At 60.6% G+C, this 24,021-nt stretch carries 22 protein-coding genes; 4 read left to right on the top strand and 18 right to left on the bottom strand.

Going from position 1 to position 24,021, the window contains the following annotated elements; all coding sequences use genetic code 11:
* The first annotated feature begins 28 nt into the window (after positions 1–28).
* Genes AB4O12_RS24010 through AB4O12_RS24000 form a run of 3 tightly spaced genes read left to right on the top strand, consistent with a single transcriptional unit; the run spans position 29 to position 3,014 of the window.
* Positions 29–1,204 carry an NAD(P)/FAD-dependent oxidoreductase gene (locus AB4O12_RS24010; RefSeq protein ID WP_460059819.1) on the top strand — a complete coding sequence of 392 codons (1,176 nt, stop codon included), beginning with the start codon at positions 29–31 and terminating at the stop codon, positions 1,202–1,204.
* A complete protein-coding gene (locus AB4O12_RS24005) occupies positions 1,201–2,013 on the top strand; it encodes an aldo/keto reductase (RefSeq protein WP_095180984.1) in 813 nt (270 codons plus the stop codon). Before AB4O12_RS24010 ends, AB4O12_RS24005 begins: the two co-directional genes overlap by 4 nt.
* Positions 2,014–2,045: 32 nt before the next feature.
* The gene (locus AB4O12_RS24000) at positions 2,046–3,014 is read left to right on the top strand and encodes a hypothetical protein (RefSeq protein ID WP_056787497.1); all 969 of its coding nucleotides are present in this window, start codon (positions 2,046–2,048) and stop codon (positions 3,012–3,014) included.
* Between the two features lie 84 nt (positions 3,015–3,098).
* Here AB4O12_RS24000 and hldE read toward each other — a convergent pair whose 3' ends face one another.
* The 3 genes from hldE to AB4O12_RS23985 all read right to left on the bottom strand — a co-directional run bounded on the left by hldE (position 3,099) and on the right by AB4O12_RS23985 (position 7,613).
* Positions 3,099–4,520 carry a bifunctional D-glycero-beta-D-manno-heptose-7-phosphate kinase/D-glycero-beta-D-manno-heptose 1-phosphate adenylyltransferase HldE gene (gene hldE, locus AB4O12_RS23995; protein ID WP_041477636.1) on the bottom strand — a complete coding sequence of 474 codons (1,422 nt, stop codon included), beginning with the start codon at positions 4,518–4,520 and terminating at the stop codon, positions 3,099–3,101.
* Positions 4,521–4,619: 99 nt separating this feature from the next.
* Entirely contained in the window at positions 4,620–6,425 is a 1,806-nt protein-coding gene (msbA, locus tag AB4O12_RS23990; protein ID WP_016771984.1) for a lipid A export permease/ATP-binding protein MsbA, read from the bottom strand.
* 15 nt (positions 6,426–6,440) lie between these two features.
* Entirely contained in the window at positions 6,441–7,613 is a 1,173-nt protein-coding gene (locus AB4O12_RS23985) for an O-antigen ligase family protein (protein ID WP_457264570.1), read from the bottom strand.
* A 150-nt stretch (positions 7,614–7,763) separates the two neighbouring features.
* On the opposite strand from AB4O12_RS23985, the gene AB4O12_RS23980 reads away from it, so the two are divergent.
* Positions 7,764–8,330 carry a lipopolysaccharide kinase InaA family protein gene (locus AB4O12_RS23980; protein WP_224787295.1) on the top strand — a complete coding sequence of 189 codons (567 nt, stop codon included), beginning with the start codon at positions 7,764–7,766 and terminating at the stop codon, positions 8,328–8,330.
* Here AB4O12_RS23980 and AB4O12_RS23975 read toward each other — a convergent pair.
* The 15 genes from AB4O12_RS23975 to rfaC form a co-directional block, all read right to left on the bottom strand.
* On the bottom strand, positions 8,325–9,419 hold the full coding sequence (locus AB4O12_RS23975) for a glycosyltransferase family 4 protein (protein WP_375123031.1): 1,095 nt from the start codon (positions 9,417–9,419) through the stop codon (positions 8,325–8,327). The genes AB4O12_RS23980 and AB4O12_RS23975 overlap by 6 nt on opposite strands.
* 54 nt (positions 9,420–9,473) lie before the next feature.
* Positions 9,474–10,235, bottom strand: a complete 762-nt coding sequence (locus tag AB4O12_RS23970) for a glycosyltransferase family 2 protein (RefSeq protein ID WP_252887212.1) — start codon at positions 10,233–10,235, stop codon at positions 9,474–9,476.
* Positions 10,236–10,289: 54 nt separating this feature from the next.
* Entirely contained in the window at positions 10,290–11,246 is a 957-nt protein-coding gene (locus AB4O12_RS23965) for a glycosyltransferase (RefSeq protein WP_460059818.1), read from the bottom strand.
* Positions 11,247–11,327: 81 nt separating this feature from the next.
* Positions 11,328–12,728: a PIG-L deacetylase family protein gene (locus AB4O12_RS23960; protein WP_460062505.1), complete on the bottom strand. Its 1,401-nt coding sequence runs from the start codon at positions 12,726–12,728 to the stop codon at positions 11,328–11,330.
* A gap of 8 nt (positions 12,729–12,736) precedes the next feature.
* Positions 12,737–13,633 (bottom strand): antimicrobial resistance protein Mig-14, encoded by an 897-nt coding sequence (locus tag AB4O12_RS23955; protein WP_252879313.1) that lies wholly within the window; start codon positions 13,631–13,633, stop codon positions 12,737–12,739.
* The gene (locus tag AB4O12_RS23950; protein WP_460059817.1) at positions 13,633–14,763 is read right to left on the bottom strand and encodes a glycosyltransferase; all 1,131 of its coding nucleotides are present in this window, start codon (positions 14,761–14,763) and stop codon (positions 13,633–13,635) included. Before AB4O12_RS23950 ends, AB4O12_RS23955 begins: the two co-directional genes overlap by 1 nt.
* Positions 14,747–16,504 carry a carbamoyltransferase family protein gene (locus AB4O12_RS23945; RefSeq protein WP_024011327.1) on the bottom strand — a complete coding sequence of 586 codons (1,758 nt, stop codon included), beginning with the start codon at positions 16,502–16,504 and terminating at the stop codon, positions 14,747–14,749. The genes AB4O12_RS23950 and AB4O12_RS23945 overlap by 17 nt, the downstream gene beginning before the upstream one ends.
* Positions 16,505–16,729: 225 nt before the next feature.
* Positions 16,730–17,629, bottom strand: a complete 900-nt coding sequence (locus tag AB4O12_RS23940) for a DUF3800 domain-containing protein (protein ID WP_256808331.1) — start codon at positions 17,627–17,629, stop codon at positions 16,730–16,732.
* Entirely contained in the window at positions 17,589–17,918 is a 330-nt protein-coding gene (locus tag AB4O12_RS23935; protein ID WP_370593503.1) for a YceK/YidQ family lipoprotein, read from the bottom strand. The genes AB4O12_RS23940 and AB4O12_RS23935 overlap by 41 nt, the downstream gene beginning before the upstream one ends.
* A gap of 180 nt (positions 17,919–18,098) precedes the next feature.
* A complete protein-coding gene (locus tag AB4O12_RS23930; RefSeq protein ID WP_095180990.1) occupies positions 18,099–19,550 on the bottom strand; it encodes a lipopolysaccharide kinase InaA family protein in 1,452 nt (483 codons plus the stop codon).
* Positions 19,550–20,302, bottom strand: a complete 753-nt coding sequence (locus AB4O12_RS23925; protein WP_236168152.1) for a lipopolysaccharide kinase InaA family protein — start codon at positions 20,300–20,302, stop codon at positions 19,550–19,552. Before AB4O12_RS23925 ends, AB4O12_RS23930 begins: the two co-directional genes overlap by 1 nt.
* Positions 20,299–21,033, bottom strand: coding sequence for a lipopolysaccharide kinase InaA family protein (locus AB4O12_RS23920; protein WP_041477623.1), 735 nt, complete (start codon positions 21,031–21,033; stop codon positions 20,299–20,301). Before AB4O12_RS23920 ends, AB4O12_RS23925 begins: the two co-directional genes overlap by 4 nt.
* On the bottom strand, positions 21,033–21,839 hold the full coding sequence (gene rfaP, locus AB4O12_RS23915) for a lipopolysaccharide core heptose(I) kinase RfaP (protein WP_056787471.1): 807 nt from the start codon (positions 21,837–21,839) through the stop codon (positions 21,033–21,035). The genes AB4O12_RS23920 and rfaP overlap by 1 nt, the downstream gene beginning before the upstream one ends.
* Entirely contained in the window at positions 21,839–22,960 is a 1,122-nt protein-coding gene (locus tag AB4O12_RS23910) for a glycosyltransferase family 4 protein (protein ID WP_041477621.1), read from the bottom strand. The genes rfaP and AB4O12_RS23910 overlap by 1 nt, the downstream gene beginning before the upstream one ends.
* Positions 22,960–24,021 (bottom strand): lipopolysaccharide heptosyltransferase RfaC, encoded by a 1,062-nt coding sequence (gene rfaC, locus AB4O12_RS23905; protein ID WP_095180991.1) that lies wholly within the window; start codon positions 24,019–24,021, stop codon positions 22,960–22,962. Before rfaC ends, AB4O12_RS23910 begins: the two co-directional genes overlap by 1 nt.

Here is a 24,021-nt window from a genome sequence, read left to right as displayed (position 1 = left end):
CCCTCGTCTTGAGCACTGAGGTCGTTGCATGCCATCCGTTATTTCCACCGACGTTCTGATTGTCGGCGCTGGTGTCGCCGGCCTCTGGCTGAATGCGCGCCTGCGCGGTCAGGGTTTCTCGACCGTGCTGGTGGAAAGCGCCAGCCTCGGTGGCGGGCAGAGCGTGAAGTCCCAGGGCATCATCCACGGCGGTGCCAAGTACGCGCTGCACGGCGCGCTGACCGGGGCCTCGGAAGCCATCGCCGACATGCCGCGCCGCTGGCGCGAGGCGCTGGCCGGTAATGGTGAGCTGGATCTGTCCGGCGTACGTCTGCTGTCCGAAGCCCATTACCTGTGGTCGCCGGGCACTTTGGCCGGCAACCTGACCAGTTTCTTCGCCAGCAAAGCCGTGCGTGGCCGGGTCGATCAGGTCAAGGGCGATGAACTGCCGCCAGCCCTGCAAGACAAGCGTTTCAAGGGCAAAGTCTATCGCCTCGCCGAATTGGTAGTGGATGTCCCGAGCCTGATCCAGCGTCTCGCCGATCTGGCCGGTGACGGGCTGCTCGCCGGGCAGGTCATCGAGCCGCTGCTGGAAGCCGGCGTGCTGGTCGGCCTGAAAGTCGACGGCCGTGAGATCCGCGCCCAGCGCATCGTCCTCAGCGCCGGCGCCGGCACGGCCGAACTGCTTGACGCCCTGGGCCTGAGCCGTCCGGCCATGCAGCGCCGCCCCCTGCACATGATCCTCGCCAAGGGCCCCGGTTTGAAACCGCTGTACGCGCACTGCCCGGGCGGCGGCACCAAGCCGCGCATCACCGTGACCACGCATCCGGCGGCTGATGGCCAGTGGGTCTGGTACATGGGCGGCGACATCGCCGAAAGCGAAGGCGTGGCCCGCGAACCAGCCGAACAGATCGCCACCGCGCAAAAGGAAATCGGCCAATTGCTGCCGTGGATCGACCTCAGCACCACGCAATGGGCCACCCTGCGCGTCGACCGCGCGGAGCCGCTGCAAACCGGCCTGACCCGTCCGGACAACGCATTCCTCGCCGAGGAAGGTCGCTTGCTCGTCGGCTGGCCGACCAAACTGGCACTGGCGCCGGACTTCGCCGACCGCGTTATCGCCTCGCTGCAACGCGACGGCATCCAGCCGCAGGCGACTGATCCGCTGCCGCCGCTGCCGAAACCACCGCTCGGTGTACCCGCGTGGGAGCAACTGCTGCCATGAGCATCGCCACTCTGCACGAACTGCATCGCCCACTGGGCAGCACCGGCCTGACGGTTTCGCCGCTGGGCCTGGGCACGGTCAAACTCGGCCGCGATCAAGGGGTGAAATACCCCAACGGCTTTCAGATTCCCGGCGATGATGAAGCGCGCATGCTGCTGCGCCAGGCGCGCGATCTGGGCATCAACCTGATCGACACCGCACCGGCCTATGGGCGCAGCGAAGAACGCCTCGGCCCGCTGCTGCGCGGTCAGCGTCAGGACTGGGTGATCGTCAGCAAGGTCGGTGAAGAGTTTGCCGATGGCCTGTCGCGTCACGATTTCAGCGCCGCGCACACGCGAATGTCGGTCGAGCGCAGCCTGCAACGTCTGGAAACGGATTTTATCGATCTGGTCCTCGTGCACTCGGACGGCAACGACATGGCCATCCTCGAGCACGAAGAGGTCTACGCCACCCTCGCGGCGCTGAAGGCCGAGGGCAAGATTCGCGGCTTCGGGTTTTCCGGCAAAACCGTCGAAGGCGGCTTGAAAGCGCTGGAGCAAGGCGACTGCGCGATGGTCACCTACAATCTGAACGAACAAAACGAAAAGGCGGTCATTGACTATGCTGCTGCCCACGGCAAAGCCATTCTGGTGAAAAAAGCCCTGGCCAGCGGTCATGTCTGTCTGAGTCCGGGAGTCGATCCGGTGCGCGCCAGCTTCGAGTTGCTGTTCACTCATCCCGGCGTTGCCAGTGCTATTGTCGGCACGATCAATCCGCTGCACCTCGCCCATAACGTAGCGACCGTTGCCCAGGTCCTGCGTAGTCACTGACGCCGCCCCGCGGCCTTAAGCCAGGAGCCGATATGCCGCGCACGCTCATCCGCAAGAACCCGAGCAACTTCAAGACACTGCCGCTGTTCGTCGAAGCCACGCCCGAAGGCCTGAGCTATCAGAGCGTCGGCATGCCGCTGAACTTCGCCCAGACCCTGCAACGGCGTAAACCGGTCAGCGTCGCCGACAGCGAGCGCTTCGCCCTGGAACTGGCCAACCTCGGAGTGTCCGTGCGCCTGACCCTGCATTGGCAGAATCGCGATTACTGGGTGCTGGTGCGCCAGCGTCGGCAGGATCGCGGCGACGTGGTGCTGAAACTGATTTCCGGCTATGTGCCTGCTCATGAGCTGAACATTCCGCTGCACACGGCGATTCAGGAGATTGCCGAAGAGTGTCTGCTGGAAACCCCGGAAGGCTGGCTCGGCGGGCGCTTCAACGAGACTTGGTTGCCGGCGCCCTACTCCGCTGCGCTGCATTACCGTGAGGCGTTGCCGTTTCGCCTGACGCCGTTGTCCGGTTCGGCGCGTCCGGTGCGCTGCGCCAACCTGCAATTGCTGGAGCGACCAAGGGCGTACGTGCATCTGCCGACGGCGTCCCTGCAATTGATCTATGACTTGCGCCTGGACGTGCCCAAGGAGGCGAAGTCCTTGAGCCTGTTTCATGTCGACGAGCGTCTGGAAGGCGATCAACTGGTGGCGCGGCTCGATCGCAAACGGCCAGACCTGTACTTGATGCCATTGCACGACGGCCAGCCGCTGCCTGAGTTGTACACCCTGAAAAAGGATCAACTGTATCCGGCGAGTACCCGCGGTCTGTATCTGGCCGAAAGCTTCGCGCGACAGGATGGCTGGCTGGTGCGTGATGAGCGGATTCGCTGGAAAGACTGGTTGCGCCAACAGGGCCTGACGCCAGCGGAGAAAGCCACTGGACTGGCACGCCTGCGCGGCAAGGCCAGGCAGCTGCTGAAGAAAATCGTACCGCGCAAGAAAGTGAATTCCTGAAAGCAAAAGATCGCAGCCTTCGACGGCTCCTGCATTGGAATGTATTCCCCTGTAGGAGCTGCCGCAGGCTGCGATCTTTTGATCTTATTGGCCGCGGATCTTTTCCACGATCGCTGTCGTCGAGCTGTTTTCCACCAGCCCCAGGACTTTCACGGTGCCGCCGTAGGCGGTGACGATATCCGCGCCGACCACCTGATCGATACCGTAATCGCCGCCCTTGACCAGCACGTCCGGCTTGACCTCGCGCAGCAGGTTTTCCGGTGTGCCTTCAGAGAAACTGATCACCCAGTCCACCGCGCCGAGACCGGCGAGTACCGCCATGCGGCGATCCACGCTGTTGATCGGCCGGCCCGGGCCTTTCAGGCGGCTGACCGAGGCGTCATCGTTGACCGCCACGATCAGACGGTCGCCCTGAGCGCGGGCCTGTTCCAGATAGGTCACGTGGCCGGCATGCAGGATATCGAAGCAGCCATTGGTGAAGACAATCCGCTCGTTGTGCGCACGGGCATCGTCAACCGCCAGCAGCAGCTGCTCAAGTCCCAGCACGCCTCGCTCCGAACCTTCTTCGCGCTGAATGGCGCGGCGCAGTTCCGGGGCGCTGATCGCGGCGGTACCCAACTTGCCGACGACGATGCCTGCTGCCAGATTGGCCAGCGCCACGGCGTGCGGCAGTTCTTCGCCAGCGGCAATGGCCGCGGCCAGGGTCGAAATCACCGTATCGCCGGCACCGGTCACGTCGAACACTTCGCGGGCGCGGGCCGGCAGATGCAACGCCGGATGATCCGGACGCAGCAAGGTCATGCCGTGTTCACCACGGGTCACCAGCAGCGCGCCGAGGTCGAGCTCCTGCATCAGGACGGCGCCCTTGCTCACCAGTTCGTGCTCATCGGCGCAACCACCGACGATGGTTTCGAACTCGCTGAGATTCGGTGTGATCAGGCTGGCACCGCGGTAGATCGAAAAGTCCTTGCCCTTCGGATCAGCCAATACCGGTATACCTTTGGCACGGGCGGCCTGGATCAGGGCCTGGTGATTTTTCAGTGCGCCTTTACCGTAATCCGACAACACCAGCACCTTGATGCCTTCAAGCAACCCGTCAACCTGCGCGGCCAGTGCCAGAGCATCGGTGGCGAACACTTCTTCGAAATCGATACGCAGCAACTGCTGGTGCCGGCTCATGACCCGCAGCTTGACGATGGTCGGCTGGTGCGCGATGCGCTGAAACAAGGCGCGCACGCCCGCGCCCTTGAGACTGTTGCTCAGGCTGTCGGCGGCTTCGTCATCGCCGGTCACGCCCACCAGCGATGCCGGTGCACCCAGCGCGGCAATGTTCAGCGCCACGTTGGCGGCACCGCCCGGGCGATCTTCGATCTGCTCGACCTTGACCACCGGCACCGGTGCCTCAGGGGAAATCCGTGAGGTTCCGCCATGCCAGTAACGGTCGAGCATGACATCGCCGACCACCAAGACAGGGGCTTGATCGAATCGCGGCATCGACAATTTCATGGAGCAACCCACATACAAAATGAACAGGGGCGCGATATTAACAGGATCGCGCGCGCCGGGAATACACGAGGGTGAGGCTGGCCCACCCTCATCTGCAGATCAGGCAATGTCTTCAGCCGGGGCATCCAGCCCCATCGCATGCAGACGCGCGTAGTAGCCATTATGAGCAAGCAGTTGGGCATGAGTGCCGCGTTCGACGATCTCGCCCTGATCCATGACGAGGATCAGATCGGCCTTCTCGATGGTCGACAAACGGTGGGCAATCACCAGCGTGGTGCGGCCTTTCATGACATGGTCGAGTGCCGCCTGAATGTGCCGCTCGGACTCGGTATCAAGGGCCGACGTCGCTTCGTCGAGGATCAGCAGCGGGGCGTTTTTCAGCAAGGCCCGGGCAATCGCCAGGCGCTGACGCTGTCCGCCAGACAACAGCACACCGTTCTCGCCGACCTGGGTATCCAGGCCTTGAGGCATCTGCGCGATGAAGTCCATGGCAAATGCATCCCTGGCGGCTTTCTCGATATCTTCGCGAGGCGCGCCTGCCAGATCGCCGTAAGCGATGTTGTTGGCGATGGTGTCGTTGAACAGCGTCACGTGCTGGGTCACTTGCGCTACATGGCGACGCAGATTGCGCAGACGATAGTCCTCGATTTCGACATCATCGAGCAGGATTTCGCCGGTCTCGTGGTGATAGAAGCGCGGAATGAGACTGGCCAGCGTCGATTTGCCGCTGCCGGAACGCCCGACCAGGGCGATCATCTGACCTGGCGACGCGGTGAAGCTGATGTTTTTCAGCACTTCCCGTTCAGTGCCCGGGTAAGTGAAGCTGAGGTTGTTCACCGCCAGATGGCCACTGACCCGATCACGCTCGATCGTACCGGTGTCGATTTCCGGCTCGACATCGAGCTGCTCGAAAATGCTTTCGGCGCCGGCCACACCTTTCTGAATGGTCGAGCTGACTTCAGACAATTGCCGGATCGGTTTGGGCAGCAAACCGGCAGCCGTGATGTAGGCGACCAGATCACCGGCCGTTGCATCACCCCTCAGGAACAACACCAGGAACATCAACACCGCCATGGCGGTGTAGATCACCAGCTGCAGCATCGGCGTATACACCGCGCCGGTCTTGGTCATGCGCAACTGTTTGTCGGTGTTGCTCTGGCTGGCCGCCGCAAAACGCTGCTGCTCATAAGCTTCGCCACCAAAACTGCGCACGACGCGATAGCCTTGAATGGTTTCGGAAGCCACATGGGTGACGTCGCCCATGGCCACTTGAATCTTCTTGCTCTGCTTGCGGAATTTCTTGCTGGTGTTGCCGACCATGAACGCGATCACCGGCAGAATGGCCAGCATCACCAGAGTCAGTTTCCAGTTCATCCACAGCAGATAGGCGAACAGGAAAACCACGGTCAGGCCTTCGCGGATCACCACTTTGATGGCATCCGTGGCGGCGCCGGTGACCATGGTCACGTTGAAAGTGATGCGCGAGATCAGATGACCCGAGTTATGGGTATCGAAATAGCGATTGGGCAGTACCAACAGCTTGTTGAACAGTTCGATACGCAGGTCATGCACCAGCCCCAACGAAACCCTCGCCAGGTAATAGTTGCCGAGAAACGAGCCGAGGCCTTGCCACGCTGCGATCAGGATGATCAGCAACGGCACAGCCATCAGCAATTGCACGTCTCGCAGATAGGGAACGTTGGGGAAGAGCACCGCTTCCGGGTTGCTCAGGCCATCGACAAAATACTTGAGAATCCCGGCCAGCATTGGTTGCGTGGAAGCAAAGATCACGAAGCCCACGATACTCAGCAGGAAAAGACCGATATAGGGTTTTACGTACCCCAACAGCCGAAAGTAGATTTTCAGGCTGGATTCCTGTTCCGCTTTGGGCGGTGCGTCAGTCATCGTAGAGCTCACTGGTTAAGAAGAACGCGAAATTTTATCACAAGCGCTGCCATTGGCCCGCGCCCATACCAAAACGCTGGCAAGCCCCAACGGCAGCCAGCTGATGAACCACTCGGCGCGCGGGGTGCCGGTGAGGCTGGCAGCGTCGAATTGCATCGCCAGTGTCGAGAACAGCCAGATACCGATGATCCCCCGGGCATACAGCGTTTCCCGAACTTTCCACGCCTGGAAAATAACGGCGAACCAGACGGCAGACCACAACAGCAGTCCCGGCAGACCCAGCACGATCGCGACATGGGTGAACAGATTGTGGGCGTGATCGAAGGTCATGCCCGACCAGAAAACCCGGTAGTCCCCACCCAGGCCCAACCCACCCCAGGGATGTTGGGCAATCATATCCAGAGAGGCCATCAGAATCTGCGGACGAAAGGAAACTCCGCGCGCCAGCACCAACGGTTCGAACAGCCACAGCGCCACAATCGCCACCACCAGGGCCACGGCTGCGACGATTCGGCTGTGGCGGTCACGGCACCAGATCGGCATGGCCAGGATGGTCAGAAACAACGCCAGCGCCGCGCCTCGACTCTGACTCATCAGTACAAAGATACCCAGCACCGCCAACGCCAGTGTCCAGACCCCTTGCCACATCACGCCACGCGGCGCCCACAGGGCCAGCCACACCGCCGCCAGGCCGATGACATAGCCGCCGAGGATCGGATGCGCCAGCTCACCCAGCCCTTCCACCCGCGCAGACCAGGCGTTGCCGTCAATGACGTAGAACCTGACAATCGCCACCAGCGCCGTCACCGCCAATCCCAGCCCGCCCCACTGCATCAGGCGAATCAATCGCTCGGGGCGTCCGCTGGCGAACACCGGAAAAAACAGCAGGAACACCACGATATACAACAGACGCTTGGCCTCGCGCCCCGTTTCCGGTGCGTTTGTCCATGCCAGACTGATCAGCGACCAGACCAGCAATCCGAGCAATGGCAGGTAGATCCAGCGTTGTTCATGGAGCACTTCTCTGACGCGGTGCCGCGCAGCCCAGCCCAGCACTAGCGCCGGCAACCAGACGAGAGCCACCAGCCCCTGCTGGTAGACCTTGTTGGTGGGCGCTACGGCAATAGCCAGTAAAAACCACAAGAGCCCCATCGCCATCCATAGTTGCGCCCAGCGTGTTTCCTGCATCAATCTGCTCCTGACAAGGGTTCGCCCATGCGACGCGGCATGGTTAAAATCGAAACTTTTCGGCATCATTGCCCGCTACTACACCCCGCACTTTCGACAAGGCTTCCTACGATGCGATGCTCCCGGCTCTCACAAGCCGCTCTAGACCAAATGATCGACGCCGCCAAAGTTCTGGAAGCGGACAGCTATGGGCCGAAAGTCTACCTGCTGCAGGATGGGAAAATTCTCAAACTGTTTCGTCGCAAAAGGTTTTTTTCATCCGCCTTGTTTCGCCCCTACTCGAAGCGATTCATCGACAACGCCGTCGAGCTGCACAAACTCGGCGTACCGACGCTGCAGATCCTCCAGTTCTTTCGCCTTGAGAAACCAGGCATGACCGCCGTGCTGTATGAGCCTCTGCCCGGGCAAACGCTGCGCCAGATCGCCGCAAAACAAGGTTTCAACTGGACTCAGGCATTGCCGGATCTGGCCGAGCTGATACGCAGCCTGCACCGCTCGGGCATCTATTTCCGCTCCCTGCATCTTGGCAACATCGTGGTCACACCAGACAACCGCATGGGCCTGATCGATGTCGCCGACATGCGCTTCACCCGCGGACCGTTGCCAAAGCGCTTGATCAAACGCAACCTGCAACACTTCGCACGCTATATTGCGCGCGAAAAGCTGAACGACAGCTTTCCGATGCAGGCACTTGAGCGCGCGGTCTTGTCGTCATGAAAACAATGCGCGGGCAGCCTGGCTGAAGTTCGCCCAGGCCTCGTCCGGTGAAAGCATCCGGTACTGCTCGGCATTGATCGCTTGAGATGAGGCACCGAAGGCGCGGTCGATGGTCTCGGACCAGGCCTTTGTGTCATTGACCGGGGCATACCAGCCAGCGCTGCCCAGTTGTTCGCTGAACACCTCCAGATCGCTGCACAACACCGGTACGCCGGCCATCACCGCTTCCTGCATGACCAGACCGAGGCCCTCTTCCAGCGAAGGGATCGCAACCCAGTCGAACGCACGATAAAGCTGCGCTGCTTCGTTCAGATGCCCGGTCAGCAAGACCTTGTCGTGCAAGCCAAGCGCGTCGATGCGCTGCTCCAGCGCCGCGCGTTTGGAGCCTTCGCCGATAATGACCAGGCGCAAGTCCGGGCGGCTGTCGAGTGCTGCGGCAAAGGCATCCAGCAAATAACCGAACCCCTTCTCGGAGACCAGCCGCCCTACCGCGCCCAATACCGGCGTATCGCCTTGCGGCAACCCCAACCGTGTCCGGGCTTGCTCGCGGGTGAACAGGTCAGCACGAAACGCTTCCGGATCGAACGCACTTCGCAACGGGGTGACAGGCATCTGCAGATCGCGGGCCAGTGAATCGGCGAGAGTGCTGGAAACGGCAACCAGTTTCAGCTGGGACGCAGGGATTGCCTGGAATAGAGCCTGGTCGCCGGCATTCAATCGCGCCGAACCGTGGAAAATCACTACCGCGCGGATATACGGCAGCTTCTTGAGGACCGGCAATAACGTGCGGGCAACGCCCATGCCGTCCAGCAGCAGCAATCGAGCGTCACTGTCCACGAGCGCCTGGCGAAACCTCGCCCGCATCACGGGTTTGGCAAAACGCCAGAAATGCCGGCCCTTCAGGCGCGCTGACGATAACTGCCACTCCCGGACCTCACCGACATCCACGCCGCACTCGGCTCCCTGCCCCTGGAGGAGCCAGGTTTTGACCACCGCCGACGGCGCAGCCTGAGAGAGTATTTGCTGGTGCACTTTGTGAATTGATGCGAACGGAGCGCCACCGGCCCACATGATATTGAGAATATTCATAGGGCAGAAAGCCGTTGCACGGATTTGCGGGGACAAGCTGCGCGGTACTCGAACTCAGTTGATGAACCAGCCAATGCAGACTCCCAGCAACAGAAACAAGGCAAATTTGATCTGTTCGCGGCGATTGCGGCGCGCTTTGCGTTCACGCTCGACATCCGTTTGCACGTGCAGACCGAAACCGGTGTGCATGACCGCGTCTGCCTCGAGTATCAAGGCGTCCCTGTTCAGTTGTGAGTAGCGCTGTGACAAGGCCTTCTCGCCACCATGGCCGGCGAAAGGCGCACACAACCGATAGTCCTCAAGTCGACGCAACCCAGGGTTCAGCGAGAACCCCTGCCACTCCGGCTTGTCGGAAATCAGCGGATAACACGCAACGCCATCGACAATCTCGCGCGCGCCCAAATGGATGTAAGGACTGTGAACCCGCAGATCGTGATTATAGCTGCGCAACCAGATCTGCAGAATTTCCGGCCGCGCTTGCAGAATGGTCATCGAGTCTTCGACGAACCCCGGACGATAGAACTCCCAGTCATCTTCGCAATGAAAAATGTAGGGGGTGCTGACGTGTCCGTAGGCCAGGTCGATCGATGCCAACTGGCCCAGCTTCGGACGATTGACGAAGACCGTGCAATGTTCTTTCCAGTGGGCAGGCAGAATCCCGGCAACGCCTTCGTCGCCGGCATCTTCGGTGATGAACACTTCACGAATGGGTGCCGTGTTGTACCGGTCGAAGCTATCGAGAGTGGCCTTGAGCAGATCGAGTCGACCGCAGCTGGTAACCACCAATGTAATCTGGCTTTCTTTGGAAAATTGCACCGATATCTCGTTAATCAGAAGTCGCCAGCAATATCACTGGCTATATGACACTTGTCAAATGCCCACTTTCAGGCGGATTTTTTCCAGCAGGCTCAGCGGCGCCCGATCACGCAACGGCGGCTCAAGTTCTTCAACGATGCGCTGACCGATCCGCGCGAAGCTGAACTGCTCCACCGCCAGTTCGCGACCGTTGTCAGCGATGCGTTGCGCCAGTTGCGGATCCTCGCGCAGCGTGGCCAGCTTTTCCTGCAACTGCGCGATCGTCTGATAGAACACCACGTTGTGCATGTCCTGCAAACCCAGCGCCGCAGCTTCGGCGGCGCCTTGATCATAGGCCAGCAGGACGCAGCCGCAAGCCATGGCTTCGAAGTTCTTGATCATGAACTCGCCCATGCCCACGTCCGCGCTGACAAAAAAGCGGATACGGTTGAGCGTGTCAACGTACTCGCCGCCGGACTTGGTCCGCGTCACCAGCAGCGGCTCGACCTGGCCCAGTTCATCCAGCAGCGCCTTGCGGCCACTGTAGGCCACACTGTTGGTACTGCCGACGAAGGCAAGTTCGATATCCCGCTCGCGCCTATGGTCCTGCAATTGCGTCTGATCGTAGCCCTTGGGCACGAACACGGCGTCGAAGCCCTCCGAGCGCAGGCGCTCGGCCACCACGAAACCGGAACTGATCACCCGTGCCCACGGCAAACGCCGATAGTGCGCACTGAACTTGCCGGTGTACTTGCAGGGGATGTAATTCTGATAGGCATCGTGCTCCAGAATCACCAGATTGGGGATAGTGCGGATAAACCCGACCTGCCGGATCTCCTGCTTGAAGCGCAGGAAAAACACGATGCGGTCATAGCGGGTAACATCGACTTCGCGGCGGAAATATCGCCGCAGATTGCGCTGCTCGTCACCGCTCAACCAGCGCAGATCGCACTCACAATGGGCGGCGACACCCTCATACAAACGATCGAGAATGGCCCGTTGATCTTTCTGCACCAGAAATAGAACTTTCATTGTCTTCCTTGCCGCAACAGCAACCCGAGCAAACCTGAACATGCCCGCCCGCAAGAAAGTCTTGCGCGGGCGCCTGTGTCGCTACAAACGCCAGAACAGTTCATGTCGCCGAACCGCCTTGCGGAAAAATTCGTTTTCGCCATAAGGCGAACCGGCGCGCCCAGCCAGCAATCGCTGCAAGCTTCGACGCAAGCGACGCTTGAACGGCGCGGGCGGCTGCAGGTCATGCATCATGCCCAGGGCCATGGCCTTGTCACGCTGCTGCTCCACGGACAACGTCATGCATACAGGCTGCACCGGCACGCCAGCATCAAAGGCTGGCGGCAGCGCCACGCCATCGCCACTATTGCCCATCGGCCACCGGTCGTTATCGTGCAGATGGTTGGCATAACCGAGCAGCGTCGGCTGCCAGTCCAGCCCCCCCAACACTTCAAGCACAGCCTGCTGCGCACAGATGTGGTCGGGGTGCGGGTCCAGCGTCGGATGCGGCAGCACGATAACGTCCGGACGCGCGCGCAGCATTGTTTCGCGCAGATCGGCCAGCAGATTGTTCCAGGTCGGCGCGCCATCGGCGTCACTTGGCAGAACAAACCGATTGAATTGACGGAACAGACGGGTATCGCTCAAATCCGCTTCGCGCGAACCCACCGGTTGCTCCGGCTTGTCCCGCATCGCGGCCAGTTGCAGGCAGAAATAGCCCAACTGCACGCAGCGTTCCTGGGGGACACCGGCCCATTGCGGTACGGTGAGGCTGTCCCAGGCGCGCAAGCGTCCCTTCAGCCGCGCGGCGTCGACCTTGCTCATGCCCATCTGCTGATAATGTTCGGCCTCGATTTCGCCAGCGGTCAGGGTGACGATCCAGGCTTCATCGGCCTGACTGTACAACCCGAACGCCGCCAGCTCCGCATCGTCGGCGTGAGGGGCAATGACCATGACCCGCTGGCGACGATAATCAGCGTGTTCCAGCGCCCACAGTACCGGCTCGCCCGACACTCGACAGAAACGGCCGCGCAGACGCAATACTCCTTCGGACAACGCTTGCGCCTGACCGCTCAGGTTCAGATAGCGCAGGCCGCCGACACCGCGTTCAAAGGTTTGCACGTCAGGATTGGCGCCGCCCGACAACTCGACCCGAGGATCGAAGAAACGTCCCAGCCAAGTGCTTTTGACCTGTACAGCCAGAATCAGCACGGCTTCGTCAGCCAGCATCACCCCTTCATCCAGACGCAGTTGCTCGCCGTGCAGATGAATCTTCGGCTGCGGCGTATACGCCGGGAAGCTGTATTGGTAATCGTCGCCGGGCGCGTAGAACAGATGATCGGCAAACCACGCCTCATGGGCGATCCAGCCGCCAATCAGCAACACCGGGGCCAGCCACCAGGCAACCAGTACGCTCAGCGCGATAATGGCGGCCAGCGCGACCAACACAGCCACGCGCTTGTTGCGTCGATGGCGTCTGAGCAATTGCTGTTTGCGGCTCATGGTCTGACTCATACGGTGAACACCGGCACAGGGTTGCACCAGCGGTCCTTGTATTCACGGTCAGCGCGACCGAACGAAAAACGCAACGGCTTGCCGAGTGCCCGTGCGTGTTCCCAGGCGCTTTGCGTATTGAGAAAACTCAGCACGCTGCCGGGGCTGAACTCGCGGGTTTCGGGATCCACGCCGCCATTCACGTATTCGACACTGATCCATTCTGCCGCCTCAACGCGGTAGACCAATTGAATCGCAATCGGCGCATCGTTGAGGAAAATGACCGAGCCGATCAGCAACTCGCGCAGCAACTCGATGACCTCGGCCATGCGCGCCGCGCCCGTCGCCGGAAAGCCCCAGCGGCGCTGAAACAGATCGCAGTACATCGCGGCCAGCTCAACGCTGGAAAACTCGCTGACCGCTCGCACCACACCGCCCGCTTCTTCCAGCAGACGCAATTCGCGACGCTGGTTATAGCGGAATTTTTTCGACAATTCTTCCGGGGTGCGGGCCATGGCCAGTTGTTCAGCTTGCAACTTCAGACCACTGAAACGGCCTTCGTTGAGTGCCGACAGATAGCGCGCCCGATGCCGCAGCGGTGCCTGAGCATCGACGGCGGCCGGCAAGATCAGTTCGGCATTGCCGAGGTCGAACAGGCCTTTCTTGCCGTTGCGTTTGAGTACGTCCTTGGACAGAGCCAGGTCGCGCCCCCAGGTAGCGATGGCGGCTTTAACCTCGCCCTGCTGCTGCCAGGCCAGATAACGCACCGGGATCCCGGCCAGGTCCGCCAGGCGCTCGATGACCAGCGGATGTGTCGCGACACTGCCGCCATAACGTTGCCAGGCAGTGGCGTAGGTCGAGGCGTCAACGGGCGACCAGCCACGTTCGCGCCAGCCTTGAAATCGGTTGAGCATCAGCCCCTCGTTGCCAGATCGGTAACTGGCGGCAGGCGCCAGAAGGTCTCGCGCACCGCACGGTCGGAGAAACGCTCATGTAGTCGCTCGAGCATCATCTGCGCACATTGACGACGCTGCGGCTCATCCATCGCGGCCAGATGTTGCAGCCCCTGAGCCAGATGTTCGGCATCGCCCAATGGAAACAGGATGCCCACACCCTCCACCACTTCCTTCGCCCCGCCGCACGCGGTGGCCAGCAACGGTAAGCCGGCGGCCATGGCCTCCAGCAAGACCATGCCGAACGGTTCATGATCGGAGCTCAAGGCGAACACATCGAAGGCGCGGAAATAATTGCGCGCATCAGGCACCTGACCGAGAAACAGCACTCGGTCGGCAATGCCCAGCTCACGGGCCAGCACCTTGAGATCCTGCTCCAGGCGACCGCTGCCGAGAATGACCAACTGACTGTGGTCCGGCAGGCCTGGCAGCGCCTGGGCAAACCCGCGCAGCAACGTGGCCTGATCCTTGTCCGGGTGCAGGCGGCCGACGTTACCGACAATCCAGGCATCCGGCGACAGCCCGAGGATCTGCCGCGCTTCTTCGGAAGGTACCTGACGGGCTTGCAGTGCAGGCACATCGATGCGGTTGTACAACGTCTGGATTCGGCTTGCCGGCCATTTCGGCAGGCAGCGCCGCATGTCGTCACGCACTGCATCCGACACGCCGAGAAGGCTCAGGCGCTGGCGGAAAATATGCGCGAACAACTTGCGCGTCCCACGCTGGTAATCGCCGAACGCGTGGTGCACACCAATGACCGGCAGCGATGTGCCGAGCAAGGCGATATAGATCGGCTTGAAGCGATGGGCGATGCAAAGACTGAAATTGCGTGAGGCGACGATCTTGCGCAGATCGCCGATAGCCCCCAGTTTCAGGCCACGAATGGCCTTGGAGCTGTACTCCATGAACAACACTTCATCGGAAGCACACGCTGCGGCCACCTCGCTATCGGCGGCCCCGGTCAGAAACACCGTGGTCACCCGATAGCCGGTGCCGGCAAACAGGCTGGCGTACTGCCGCGCGCAGTCCAGGAACGGCCCGTCATAGCCGTGACAGAACTGCAGCACATGGCGTTCAGCCGAGCGAGTCATAAGCGTTGGCGCCCTCTTTGACCACCAGAATGTCTTCCATGATCAGGTACTGCAGATCCGAGCCGAAAAACATGTTCAGCGCGTCGGTCGGCGAGCAGATCATCGGTTCGCCACGACGGTTGAGCGAAGTGTTCAGCGACACGCCGTTACCGGTGAGGTTTTCCAGCGCCTTCATCATGTCGTAGTAGCGCGGGTTGTATTCGCGCTTGAGCACTTGGGCACGGGAAGTACCGTCCTCATGGACGACTTCCGGCACGCGGGTTTTCCATTCTTCGGCGACTTCGAAGGTGAAGGTCATGAACGGCGCCGGGTGATCGATCTTGATCATCTGTGGAGCGACGGTGTCGAGCATCGACGGGCAGAAAGGCCTCCAGCGCTCGCGGAACTTGATCTGATGGTTGATGCGGTCGGCGACACCGGCCACGCTCGGGCAACCGATGATCGAACGACCACCCAACGCGCGCGGACCGAATTCCATACGGCCCTGGAACCAGGCGACCGGGTTGCCATCGACCATGATCTGGGCGATCTGCTCCGGCATGTTGTCGAGCTTGCGCCAGGTCGGCTTGTTCTCGTGCCGGGCACACGCGGCAATCACGTCCTCGTTGCTGTACGACGGGCCGAGATAGACGTGTTCCATCTTCTCGACCGGTACGCCACGGGCGTGCGACACGTAAGCGGCAGCGCCGACTGCGGTGCCGGCATCGCCGGACGCAGGCTGTACGAACAGCTCTTTGATGTCGTCGCGAGCGATGATTTTCTGGTTCAGCTTGACGTTCAACGCACAGCCACCAGCGAAAGCCAGTTTGCCGGTTTCCTTGAGCACGTCGCCCAGATAGTGGTCGATCATCTGCAGCGCGAGCTTCTCGAACAGTGCTTGCATGCTCGCGGCGTAGTGGATGTACGGCTCGTCGGCAATGTCGCCTTCGCGCTTCGGACCCAGCCACTCGATCAGCTTCGGCGAGAAGTAGAAACCCTTGCCCTTCTCTTTATAGCGACGCAGGCCGATCACGTTGGCGTAGTCGGTGTTGATCACCAGCTCGCCATTTTCGAACGAGGCCAGACGCGAGAAATCGTACTTGCTGGCATCGCCGTATGGCGCCATGCCCATGACCTTGAACTCGCCGTCGAGCATCTCGAAACCGAGGAATTCGGTGATCGCACCGTACAGACCACCGAGGGAATCCGGGTCGAAGAATTCCTTGATCTTGTGGATCTTGCCGTTTTCGCCGTAACCGAAGAAGGTCGTGGCGTATTCGCCTTTACCGTCGATGCCGAGGATTGCGGTTTTTTCCTTGAAACCGGAGCAGTGATAAGCACTGGAGGCATGTGCCAGGTGATGCTCGACCGGCTCGATCTTGATTTTCTTCGGATCGAAGCCCAGTTGCTCGAGGCACCAGACGATCTTGTTGCGATAGCGCTTGTAGCGACGGTTGCCCATCAGGATCGCATCGAGAGCACGATCCGGGGCGTACCAGTAGCGCTTGGCGTAGTGCCAGCGGGCCTTGCCGAACAGGCTGATCGGGGCGAATGGAATCGCCACCACGTCAACGTCGGAAGGTTTGATGCCGGCTTGCTCGAGGCAGAATTTCGCCGATTCGTAGGGCATGCGGTTCTTTGCATGTTTATCGCGTACGAAGCGCTCTTCCTCAGCCGCCGCGACCAGCTTGCCGTCGATGTACAAGGCTGCGGAAGGATCATGGCTAAGGGCGCCGGACAGGCCAAGAATCGTCAATGCCACAGGGGTCTAGCCTCTTTAGTCTGCATGCAGGCGCGATGCGCCTTGAAAATTGATGTGCCCTCGCACAGGGCGAGTGGCAGCTAAAGGGCGGGATTATAGCGTAAAAGCGCCCGCAAGCCTCTAGCAGGAACAGGCAGTCGCCACGTTGACAGGCTTTGGACGTCGCAATAGACTCCAACTCAAATGGACTGGGGGATCCCGGTCGGCGCTAATGCCTCGGTGAGATCACCGGGGCTTTTCGCTTTTTGGAGGCGGGAAAATCTTCAAGCCCCAATTTTCGAAACCTTCTCCAGCGTTTATGCGCCCACCGCTGCAATAAAACTTGCGTTTGAGCACCTCGAAAGCGCGATTTTCCTGACCCGCTCTCAAAACACTCATACCAATGGGTCTCGCAACAAGATCAGCCAGCTGTAAGCCGGTGGAATTGACCTGCTTTGTGGCGAAGACTATTTCGAACGGCAGTTGCACGCCCATTCGATTGGCACCACCGCACATTCTGCGAAATTCCAGCTCCAACTCGTTATCTTCCCGCTTTCCTCGGCGTTCAAAAATCACATGTGTTGATGCGCGGTGCTGACCCTTCTCAGATAAAAAATCGTACAAAGTTTCAAGACAGAAGCCGAGCGCCAGATGATACGGATTCTCTAGAGAACCCTGCTTCTCGCAGAGTGGAGCCTTATCGATGACACAGCTGATCAAAACGAAATTGCTGGCCTCAATGATGCCGGTCAATTCGGCAAGAAACGCATGCTTGTGCGCCTTTGAGGTAAACAAACTAGAGAAAGCGCCTTTTTCTTTTCTAATCTCAAGCTCATGCAGCCCGATCAGATCATGTCCCATGTGATTGAACTTGAACTTCTGAACCGCTGGGATGACCTTTTCGCAATAGTGGCGCTTATGAAACACACAAAAGGCGAGTACGAAAATCGGATAGTAAGGGTCCAACCGCTGCATTCCGTGATCACCGCTTTCATCAACATAAATGACGAAATCACTGTATCTCGCGTCGGCGTGCTGAGGCTCTACGCCTTCAAGAACCTCGCGCACCTCGCCCCGATTTTCAAAACGAGAAAACTGCACAACGTCACCCGCGATTCGGGCGCCAATAGATACTGAGATTGCCATCCTCGATTTGCCGGTAAATCGTATAGGGCAAGGAAACGGTATCGAACACGGCGGACAGCGGAAGATCGAGCAACACAAAGGGCGCCAGCATACCCGTAGGATCAGGCGGCGCATTCAGCGTGCAAAAATCGAAGGCCAGACCACTGTAGATGCGCGGAATCGATTGGCAGTAGGTCTTCTTTTTGCGCAGGTCACGGGCAGCATCGGCGTCGCCCTGCAAAACGGTCGAGACACTGCCACAGCCTGAGAGAACTGCAGACATTACGCCCAGCGTCAGAATTTTTTTCATGCTCAAGATTCGCCCTCCGAGATCGTCAGGCAAATTAGCATCGAGCCCGAGCAGGGCACAGTTCATGGCTTCTGGAGAAGTTGTAGGACAGATCGCTGTATTTTGTCCGCTACTGCCCACAGACTCCGTTTCGCAGTGGACCAGGTCCATTGCAAGAACGAGTCTGCTCGTGAGAAGGAATCACCCTGCGCTGGAGACTTCTTTCGGCAACCGCTGATCAATGACCTGGTACAACGCGCTGCTTTCAGGCCAGTTGCGCATGAACCGCGCGCGATCGCGGGCGTAAGCTGGGGCAAAACTGCCGACCGATGAGTGCTGACACATGGAGTCGAGGTCGATCAGCGCCCAGCGATCCGCCTGCCAGAATAGGTTGTGGCCTTTGAAGTCGCCATGACTGATGCGCTCGGCGATCAATCGGGCAAACAATTGATCAAGCGCCAGCAACTCGGCTTCCGGTGCCTGGCCATTTTCCACGTACGGCGCAAAGCGCTTGATGATGTCCGGCCCGGGCAGGAACTCGGTGACCAGATAGGCACTGCGGCGCAGCCACAAAAAACGCTTTTCCAGTACCGCCAGCGGTTTCGGCGTGGCGATGCCCAGGAACGCCAGGCGATTGCCTTCACGCCACGAATGCCAGGCCCGGCTCGGGCGCCAGAAGCGCTTGAGCCAATGGGCGAAATTCTTGATGTTGTAGCGTTTGATAACCAGAGCTCGCCCGGCCACCTCGACTCTGCCGACGCTGGCCGCGCCGCCGGTCTTGTACAGATGCCCCCGATCAAGCAAGGCGTCGGCCTGATCAAGCACCGGCAGCATGGCCGCTGCTTCTTCACGGCGAACGGCGCGCAGGACAAATGCACCGCGCTGCACGGCGAACAGCGTGCATTCACGGCCGACCTTGTTCAGATAATCCCTGAGCCGCCAACTGCGCACCTTGTCGATCTGTTTCTGCAACGCCTCCAGCGGCAAAGCATGTTCGCTGTTGCTCAACAGGTAATAGACCAGCAACTCTTCGGTGAACGGCTCGAGTGACTTCGGAAGCTGAGCGAAAAACACCCCGAGGTTTTCCAGCACTTTTTGTCGGGACAGTGGCTGGCCCGCCGCTTCCGCACGAACTCCGGCGCCATCGATCAGGTACAACTGACCGCCGTGACGCAGCAGATTGTCCAGGTGCAGATCCTCCTGCCAGAGTCCTTTGCCATGCATCCGACCGATAGCGTCAAGCGCTTCGGCCAGAACGGCGGTCTGCTCATCGGCCAGTGCCGGCAGAGACTCGACCTCGGCCCAGGCATCACCGAGGCTCTCGGCACCCTCGAGGAATTCGAACAGCAGCCAGCCACCCTCACCGTCTTTCAGTCCATCGGCCAACAGCAGCGGCGTGGTCAGGCCTTGCGCCGCGAGCAGGCGCACACCGTCCAGCTCACGCTGAAAATGCCGGGCGGCCTTGCTGCCGACCAGCAACTTGGCCAATACCGGCCGACCGCGCCAGACGCCGGCGCCAACATAGCGCTGCCCGGGCAACACCCGCAGCAGGCTCAGCAACTGCAAATCCGCAACACCGGCGGCGTCCGCCAGGGTCACGGTCAGCGGCAGTGAGGGGGTACGCCCGGAGCGGGCCAGCTCGGACAATTGCATCAGCGGGTCTCCTTATGGCTGCGCCGCGCTGTCAGTCGGGTCAGCCAGCTGTCGAGCAGCGAGCTGTCAGTCGGCTGATCGAGATAAGCCGCGAGCAACTGGCGCAAGTCTGCCTCGCTCCATTGCGGCGCTCGCCGTTGCAACGGTTCCAGATCCTTGACCCGATCACGCATGCCGAACAGCAACGGCCGGGTTTTCTCCAGATCGATCAGCTGCGCCTCATAGCCGTCGCCGGTGGCGCGCAGGAAAATATGTTTGGGATAGAAACAGCCATGCACCTGACGCGCGCCGTGCAGCCGCCGCGCCAGCAGCCCGCAAGCCTTGAGAATCGCCGAATGCTGAGCGGCACTGAGCTGCGCCCAGCACGCCAGCAACGAATCCAGGTCGCTCCAGCCGTCCAGTGCACGGGTGAGCAGAATGGCGCGTACTTCCCCGGCGACCTTGCGCTCACCGAAAAACGCCGCCTGCAACGCCGGAATGCCCAACTTGCGGTAACGGCTGATGTTGCGAAATTCGCGGGCAAAGCTTGGCTCGCCAAACGGCGCCTGCAAAGTTCGGGTCAGATAATTGCTCTGGCGCTTGAGGTAATAGCCCTGGCCCTCAAGATCGAGACGGAACACGCTGCTCCAGCCGCCACCGGCAGTGTTGGGCTCATCCACAGCTTCAAGCTGTTTGGCCCACAGTGCATCGAAATTGCCGAGACCGTGGCGCTCCAGCAGTGCGCGGTCCTGTTCGGCAAGAAAATCAGTCATTCGCGCCCCTCAAAAAATCTCACCACGTGGCGAATCCGCTTCTTGTCGGCGACATCGAGCCGATCACACTGGCGATACTGCTTGTAGAAGCGCAGGCGCTGGGTGTTGGACAGGTGATACTTGGCCAGTTTGTCGAGACAGGCGAGGTCCTTGGTGATCCGGTACTTGAGCCAGAAGCCGCGCCAGAATTCGCCGTTGGGGCAGTCGATGAGGAAGATGCGCGCCTGATCGTCGATCAGCAGATTGCGCCATTTCAAATCGTTATGCGTAAACCGATGGTCGTGCATGGTCCGGGTGTAACCGGCCAATTGCTGGCTGACACCGTCGACCCAGGCGCGATCCTTGAGCCTGGGATCCTTGCGCTCGGCCAGTGCCGAAAGGTCTTCGGTATTGGGCAGCTCACGGGTGATCATCGCACCCCGATCGTAGGCCGCGCCCCGCCGCTCCAGCCCCCAGGCCACCACCTCGGCCGTGGGGATACCCCACTTGGCGAAGCGCTTGAGGTTCTGCCATTCCATTTTTACACGCGGCTTGCCGAGGTAACGGCGCAGGCCCTTACCGGCGCCGACGTAGCGTTTGACGTAATAATTGACGCCGTCGCGCTGCACCCGAACCACCTCCGACAGCGGATCGCGGGTCAGGCGTTCGCCCTGCAAGGCAAATACGGCTTCGAGGCTGCCGAAATCTTCGGCGAGTTCGCCGTACTGCGGCTCAAGTGTCCAACCCGCCATCAGAGCGCATCCCCGTAACGCTGTTTACGCTCGTAGAGCTTGTCGGCCTTGCCTTGCAGCCAGCTCAGCAATGGCGCTTCTTCTGCCAGAATCTGCCGCAGCGGTTGCTGGAAATAGCCTTTGAGGAAACGCAGTTTGTCGCGGCGGGTCAGGCCGATGTCCAGCGCCGAGAAGTACAGCGCCGCCAGATCCTTGTTGCGCCAGCGCTGAGTGATCTTTGCGCGGGTCTGGGCTCGATGCAGGTCAATCACCGAGAGTTTGAAATCCTGCGGTGTGACCGGTTTGTCGGTGTGCAGCAGAAAATGGCAAATGTAGCAGTCACGGTGATTGACCCCGGCGCGGTGCATCATCCCGGTCATCCGCGCGACTTCGGCAATCAGCGCGCGCTTGAGTGTTGGCTCCGGCGGCTGCTTGACCCAGTCAATGCTGAAGTCTTCGAGGCTGATGGTCGGCGCGAGTTCTTCGGTGACGATGAACGAATGCTGATCCGCCGGGTTGCTGCCCTTCTCGCCGTAGGCGACGGCAGTCATGGTCGGCACGCCGGCTTCCTGCAGACGCTGAATGGCTTTCCACTCCTGACCCGCGCCGAGCACCGGCAGCTTGGCGGTCAGCAGGTTCTTGAAGATCTCGCCCCAGCCGATGCCACGGTGGATTTTCACAAAAAACCCGTTGCCGTCGACTTCCGTGCGCAATGTCCGGCGCGCTTCCAGCTCGCGGTACACCTCGCCCTGCAAGCCTTCGACTTCGGCGAACGGGTCGCGTCCGGCCCAAAGGCTTTTGAACGGTTCAGCCAGCATCAACTTCATTAAGCGTGCTCCGCCAGAATCACATCCGCCGCGTGCTGCGGCATGCTGTAGAGGTCGGCCGTCTCGGCGAAGGCCAGACCGTTGCGGCTCCAGGCCGCCCGTGCAGCGTCGTCGCTCAACATCTCGGTCAGGTATCGGGTCAGTTGCGCCTGCTCGAACGGCTCGTCCAGCACTCGCCCGGCATCGGCTTCGGCGATGTAATGGGCGTAACCGCAGACCGCACTGACCAGTACAGGCAACCCGGCCACCAGCGCTTCAAGCAGCACGGTGCCGGTGTTTTCGTTGTAGGCCGGGTGAATCAACAGGTCGGCACCGAGCAGGAAACGCGGGATATCGCTGCGGCCTTTGAGGAAGGTCACATTGTCGCCCAGGCCCAGCGTCGCACTCTGCATCTGGAACAATTTGGGGTCATCCTGGCCGATTACAAACAGCCGGGTGCGTTTGCGCAATTCGGCCGGCAGGGCGGCCAGCGCCTTGAGGCTGCGATCGACCCCCTTGGTCTTGAAGCCGGAGCCGATCTGCACCAGCAGCAACTCGTCGTCCTTGAGATTGAATTCAGCGCGGAAACCGGCGCGAATCTCATCGGCATCCGCCGGCCGCCGACGGTCCTGGGCAATGCCCGGCGGCAGCAGGTGGAAGCGCTCGAGCGGCGTGTCGTAATACTTGATGAACAGCGGCTGCTGCACTTCGGAAATCATCAACACCTCGGTCTTCGCGTCCTTGGCGAACACCGCGCGCTCATACTCGGCGAAGTGGCGATAGCGGCCCCAACGGCGGTACAGCGAGTTGCGCAGATTTTGCGCCTTGTCTTCGAAGCAGCCGTCGGCGGCGTAGTAGACGTCCAGGCCCGGCATCTTGTTGAAGCCGATCAAGCGATCGACCGGACGCTTGGCCAGATCCGCTGCCATCCACGCGCTGAGCTTTTCGTTGCGACGGTGGTTGAAGAACGCTTTGACCGGCGCCACCAGCACCTCGAAACCCGGGGGCACGTCGCCTTCCCAGATCAGCGTGTAGACGCGAATCTGATGGCCGCGCTTCTGGCATTCGAGAGCGATGCGCATGAAGTCGCGCTGCAAGCCACCGAACGGGAAATATTTGTACAGGACAAATGCCAATTGCATCAGCGCAGCTCCTCAGCCATTAACAACGTGCTCAGTCGGCTGGCGACACGCTCGGGGTTCACACGCGTGAAGCACAAAGGCTGCTCGCGTTTCAGGTCAAACTGACGGGCATCCTGCGCGGTCGGTTGATAGGTACATTTTTTCTGCATGCAGGGCGCGCACGGGAAGTCGCTGGCCAGATGAATCTGCAGCTTGCCGTAAGCGCCGGTCAGGCCCGGGTTGGTCGGGCCGAACAACGAGATGGTCGGCACATCCAGCGCAGCGGCCAGATGGCCGAGCCCGGTGTCCACCGCCACGCAGGCTTGCGCGCCGGCGAGGACTTTGCCGACGCCGGCCAGATTGAGCTTCGGCAGCACTTCGGCGTGTTTGAAGCCGGCGGCGATGCGTTCGGCGCGGGCCTTTTCCTGCGGGTTGCCCCACGGCAGCTTCACGCCAACGCCGAGGTAGCCGACCCGCTCGGTCAGCTCGCGCCAGTAGATTTCCGGCCAGTGCTTGGTGTCCCAAGTGGTGCCGTGGAGGAACACCACGTAGGCGTTCTTGCGCGGCAACTCGACCAGTCGTTCAACGTTGAGGCCGTAATCGCCGAGGCCTTTGGGCAGGTCGTAACCCAAGGCAATGGCGAACAACTGGCGCACGCGTTCGACGGCGTGCTGACCACGGGCGACGGCGAGCTTGCGATCGTAGAAGCGCGCAGCCATCGGCTCGCGGGCCGAGGTTTTATCGAGGCCGGCCACCGGGGCTTTGACGTAGCGGGTCAGCCAGGCACTTTTCAGCAGGCCTTGGGCATCGATCACCAGATCGTATTTATTGGCGCGCACGCTTTGCTTGAAGCGTTTCCACTCGCCGCTGGTGATGGTTTTCCAAAGATTCTTGCGCCAGCGGCGGATCGCCACCGGAATCACTTTATCGACCGCCGGGTGCCAGCTCGGAATCTCGGCGAAGCCCTCTTCCACCACCCAGTCGAACTTGATCCCCGGGATCGCGCGTGCAGCATCGGTCAGCGCCGGCAACGCGTGAATCACGTCGCCCAGCGATGAGGTCTTGATCAACAATACCCGCAA

The organism is Pseudomonas sp. S2_A05, from assembly GCF_054668485.1.
This window is presented reverse-complemented; position numbering and strand designations above follow the sequence as displayed.

Bases quoted from the DNA above. Each gene is read 5' to 3' on its own strand.
- AB4O12_RS24010 (WP_460059819.1), top strand. From the start codon at position 29: ATGCCATCCGTTATTTCCACCGACGTTCTGATTGTCGGCGCTGGTGTC.
- AB4O12_RS24005 (WP_095180984.1), top strand. From the start codon at position 1,201: ATGAGCATCGCCACTCTGCACGAACTGCATCGCCCACTGGGCAGCACC.
- AB4O12_RS24000 (WP_056787497.1), top strand. From the start codon at position 2,046: ATGCCGCGCACGCTCATCCGCAAGAACCCGAGCAACTTCAAGACACTG.
- hldE (WP_041477636.1), bottom strand. From the start codon at position 4,520: ATGAAATTGTCGATGCCGCGATTCGATCAAGCCCCTGTCTTGGTGGTC.
- msbA (WP_016771984.1), bottom strand. From the start codon at position 6,425: ATGACTGACGCACCGCCCAAAGCGGAACAGGAATCCAGCCTGAAAATC.
- AB4O12_RS23985 (WP_457264570.1), bottom strand. From the start codon at position 7,613: ATGCAGGAAACACGCTGGGCGCAACTATGGATGGCGATGGGGCTCTTG.
- AB4O12_RS23980 (WP_224787295.1), top strand. From the start codon at position 7,764: ATGATCGACGCCGCCAAAGTTCTGGAAGCGGACAGCTATGGGCCGAAA.
- AB4O12_RS23975 (WP_375123031.1), bottom strand. From the start codon at position 9,419: ATGAATATTCTCAATATCATGTGGGCCGGTGGCGCTCCGTTCGCATCA.
- AB4O12_RS23965 (WP_460059818.1), bottom strand. From the start codon at position 11,246: ATGAAAGTTCTATTTCTGGTGCAGAAAGATCAACGGGCCATTCTCGAT.
- AB4O12_RS23960 (WP_460062505.1), bottom strand. From the start codon at position 12,728: ATGAGCCGCAAACAGCAATTGCTCAGACGCCATCGACGCAACAAGCGC.
- AB4O12_RS23955 (WP_252879313.1), bottom strand. From the start codon at position 13,633: ATGCTCAACCGATTTCAAGGCTGGCGCGAACGTGGCTGGTCGCCCGTT.
- AB4O12_RS23950 (WP_460059817.1), bottom strand. From the start codon at position 14,763: ATGACTCGCTCGGCTGAACGCCATGTGCTGCAGTTCTGTCACGGCTAT.
- AB4O12_RS23940 (WP_256808331.1), bottom strand. From the start codon at position 17,629: ATGGCAATCTCAGTATCTATTGGCGCCCGAATCGCGGGTGACGTTGTG.
- AB4O12_RS23935 (WP_370593503.1), bottom strand. From the start codon at position 17,918: ATGAAAAAAATTCTGACGCTGGGCGTAATGTCTGCAGTTCTCTCAGGC.
- AB4O12_RS23930 (WP_095180990.1), bottom strand. From the start codon at position 19,550: ATGCAATTGTCCGAGCTGGCCCGCTCCGGGCGTACCCCCTCACTGCCG.
- AB4O12_RS23925 (WP_236168152.1), bottom strand. From the start codon at position 20,302: ATGACTGATTTTCTTGCCGAACAGGACCGCGCACTGCTGGAGCGCCAC.
- AB4O12_RS23920 (WP_041477623.1), bottom strand. From the start codon at position 21,033: ATGGCGGGTTGGACACTTGAGCCGCAGTACGGCGAACTCGCCGAAGAT.
- rfaP (WP_056787471.1), bottom strand. From the start codon at position 21,839: ATGAAGTTGATGCTGGCTGAACCGTTCAAAAGCCTTTGGGCCGGACGC.
- AB4O12_RS23910 (WP_041477621.1), bottom strand. From the start codon at position 22,960: ATGCAATTGGCATTTGTCCTGTACAAATATTTCCCGTTCGGTGGCTTG.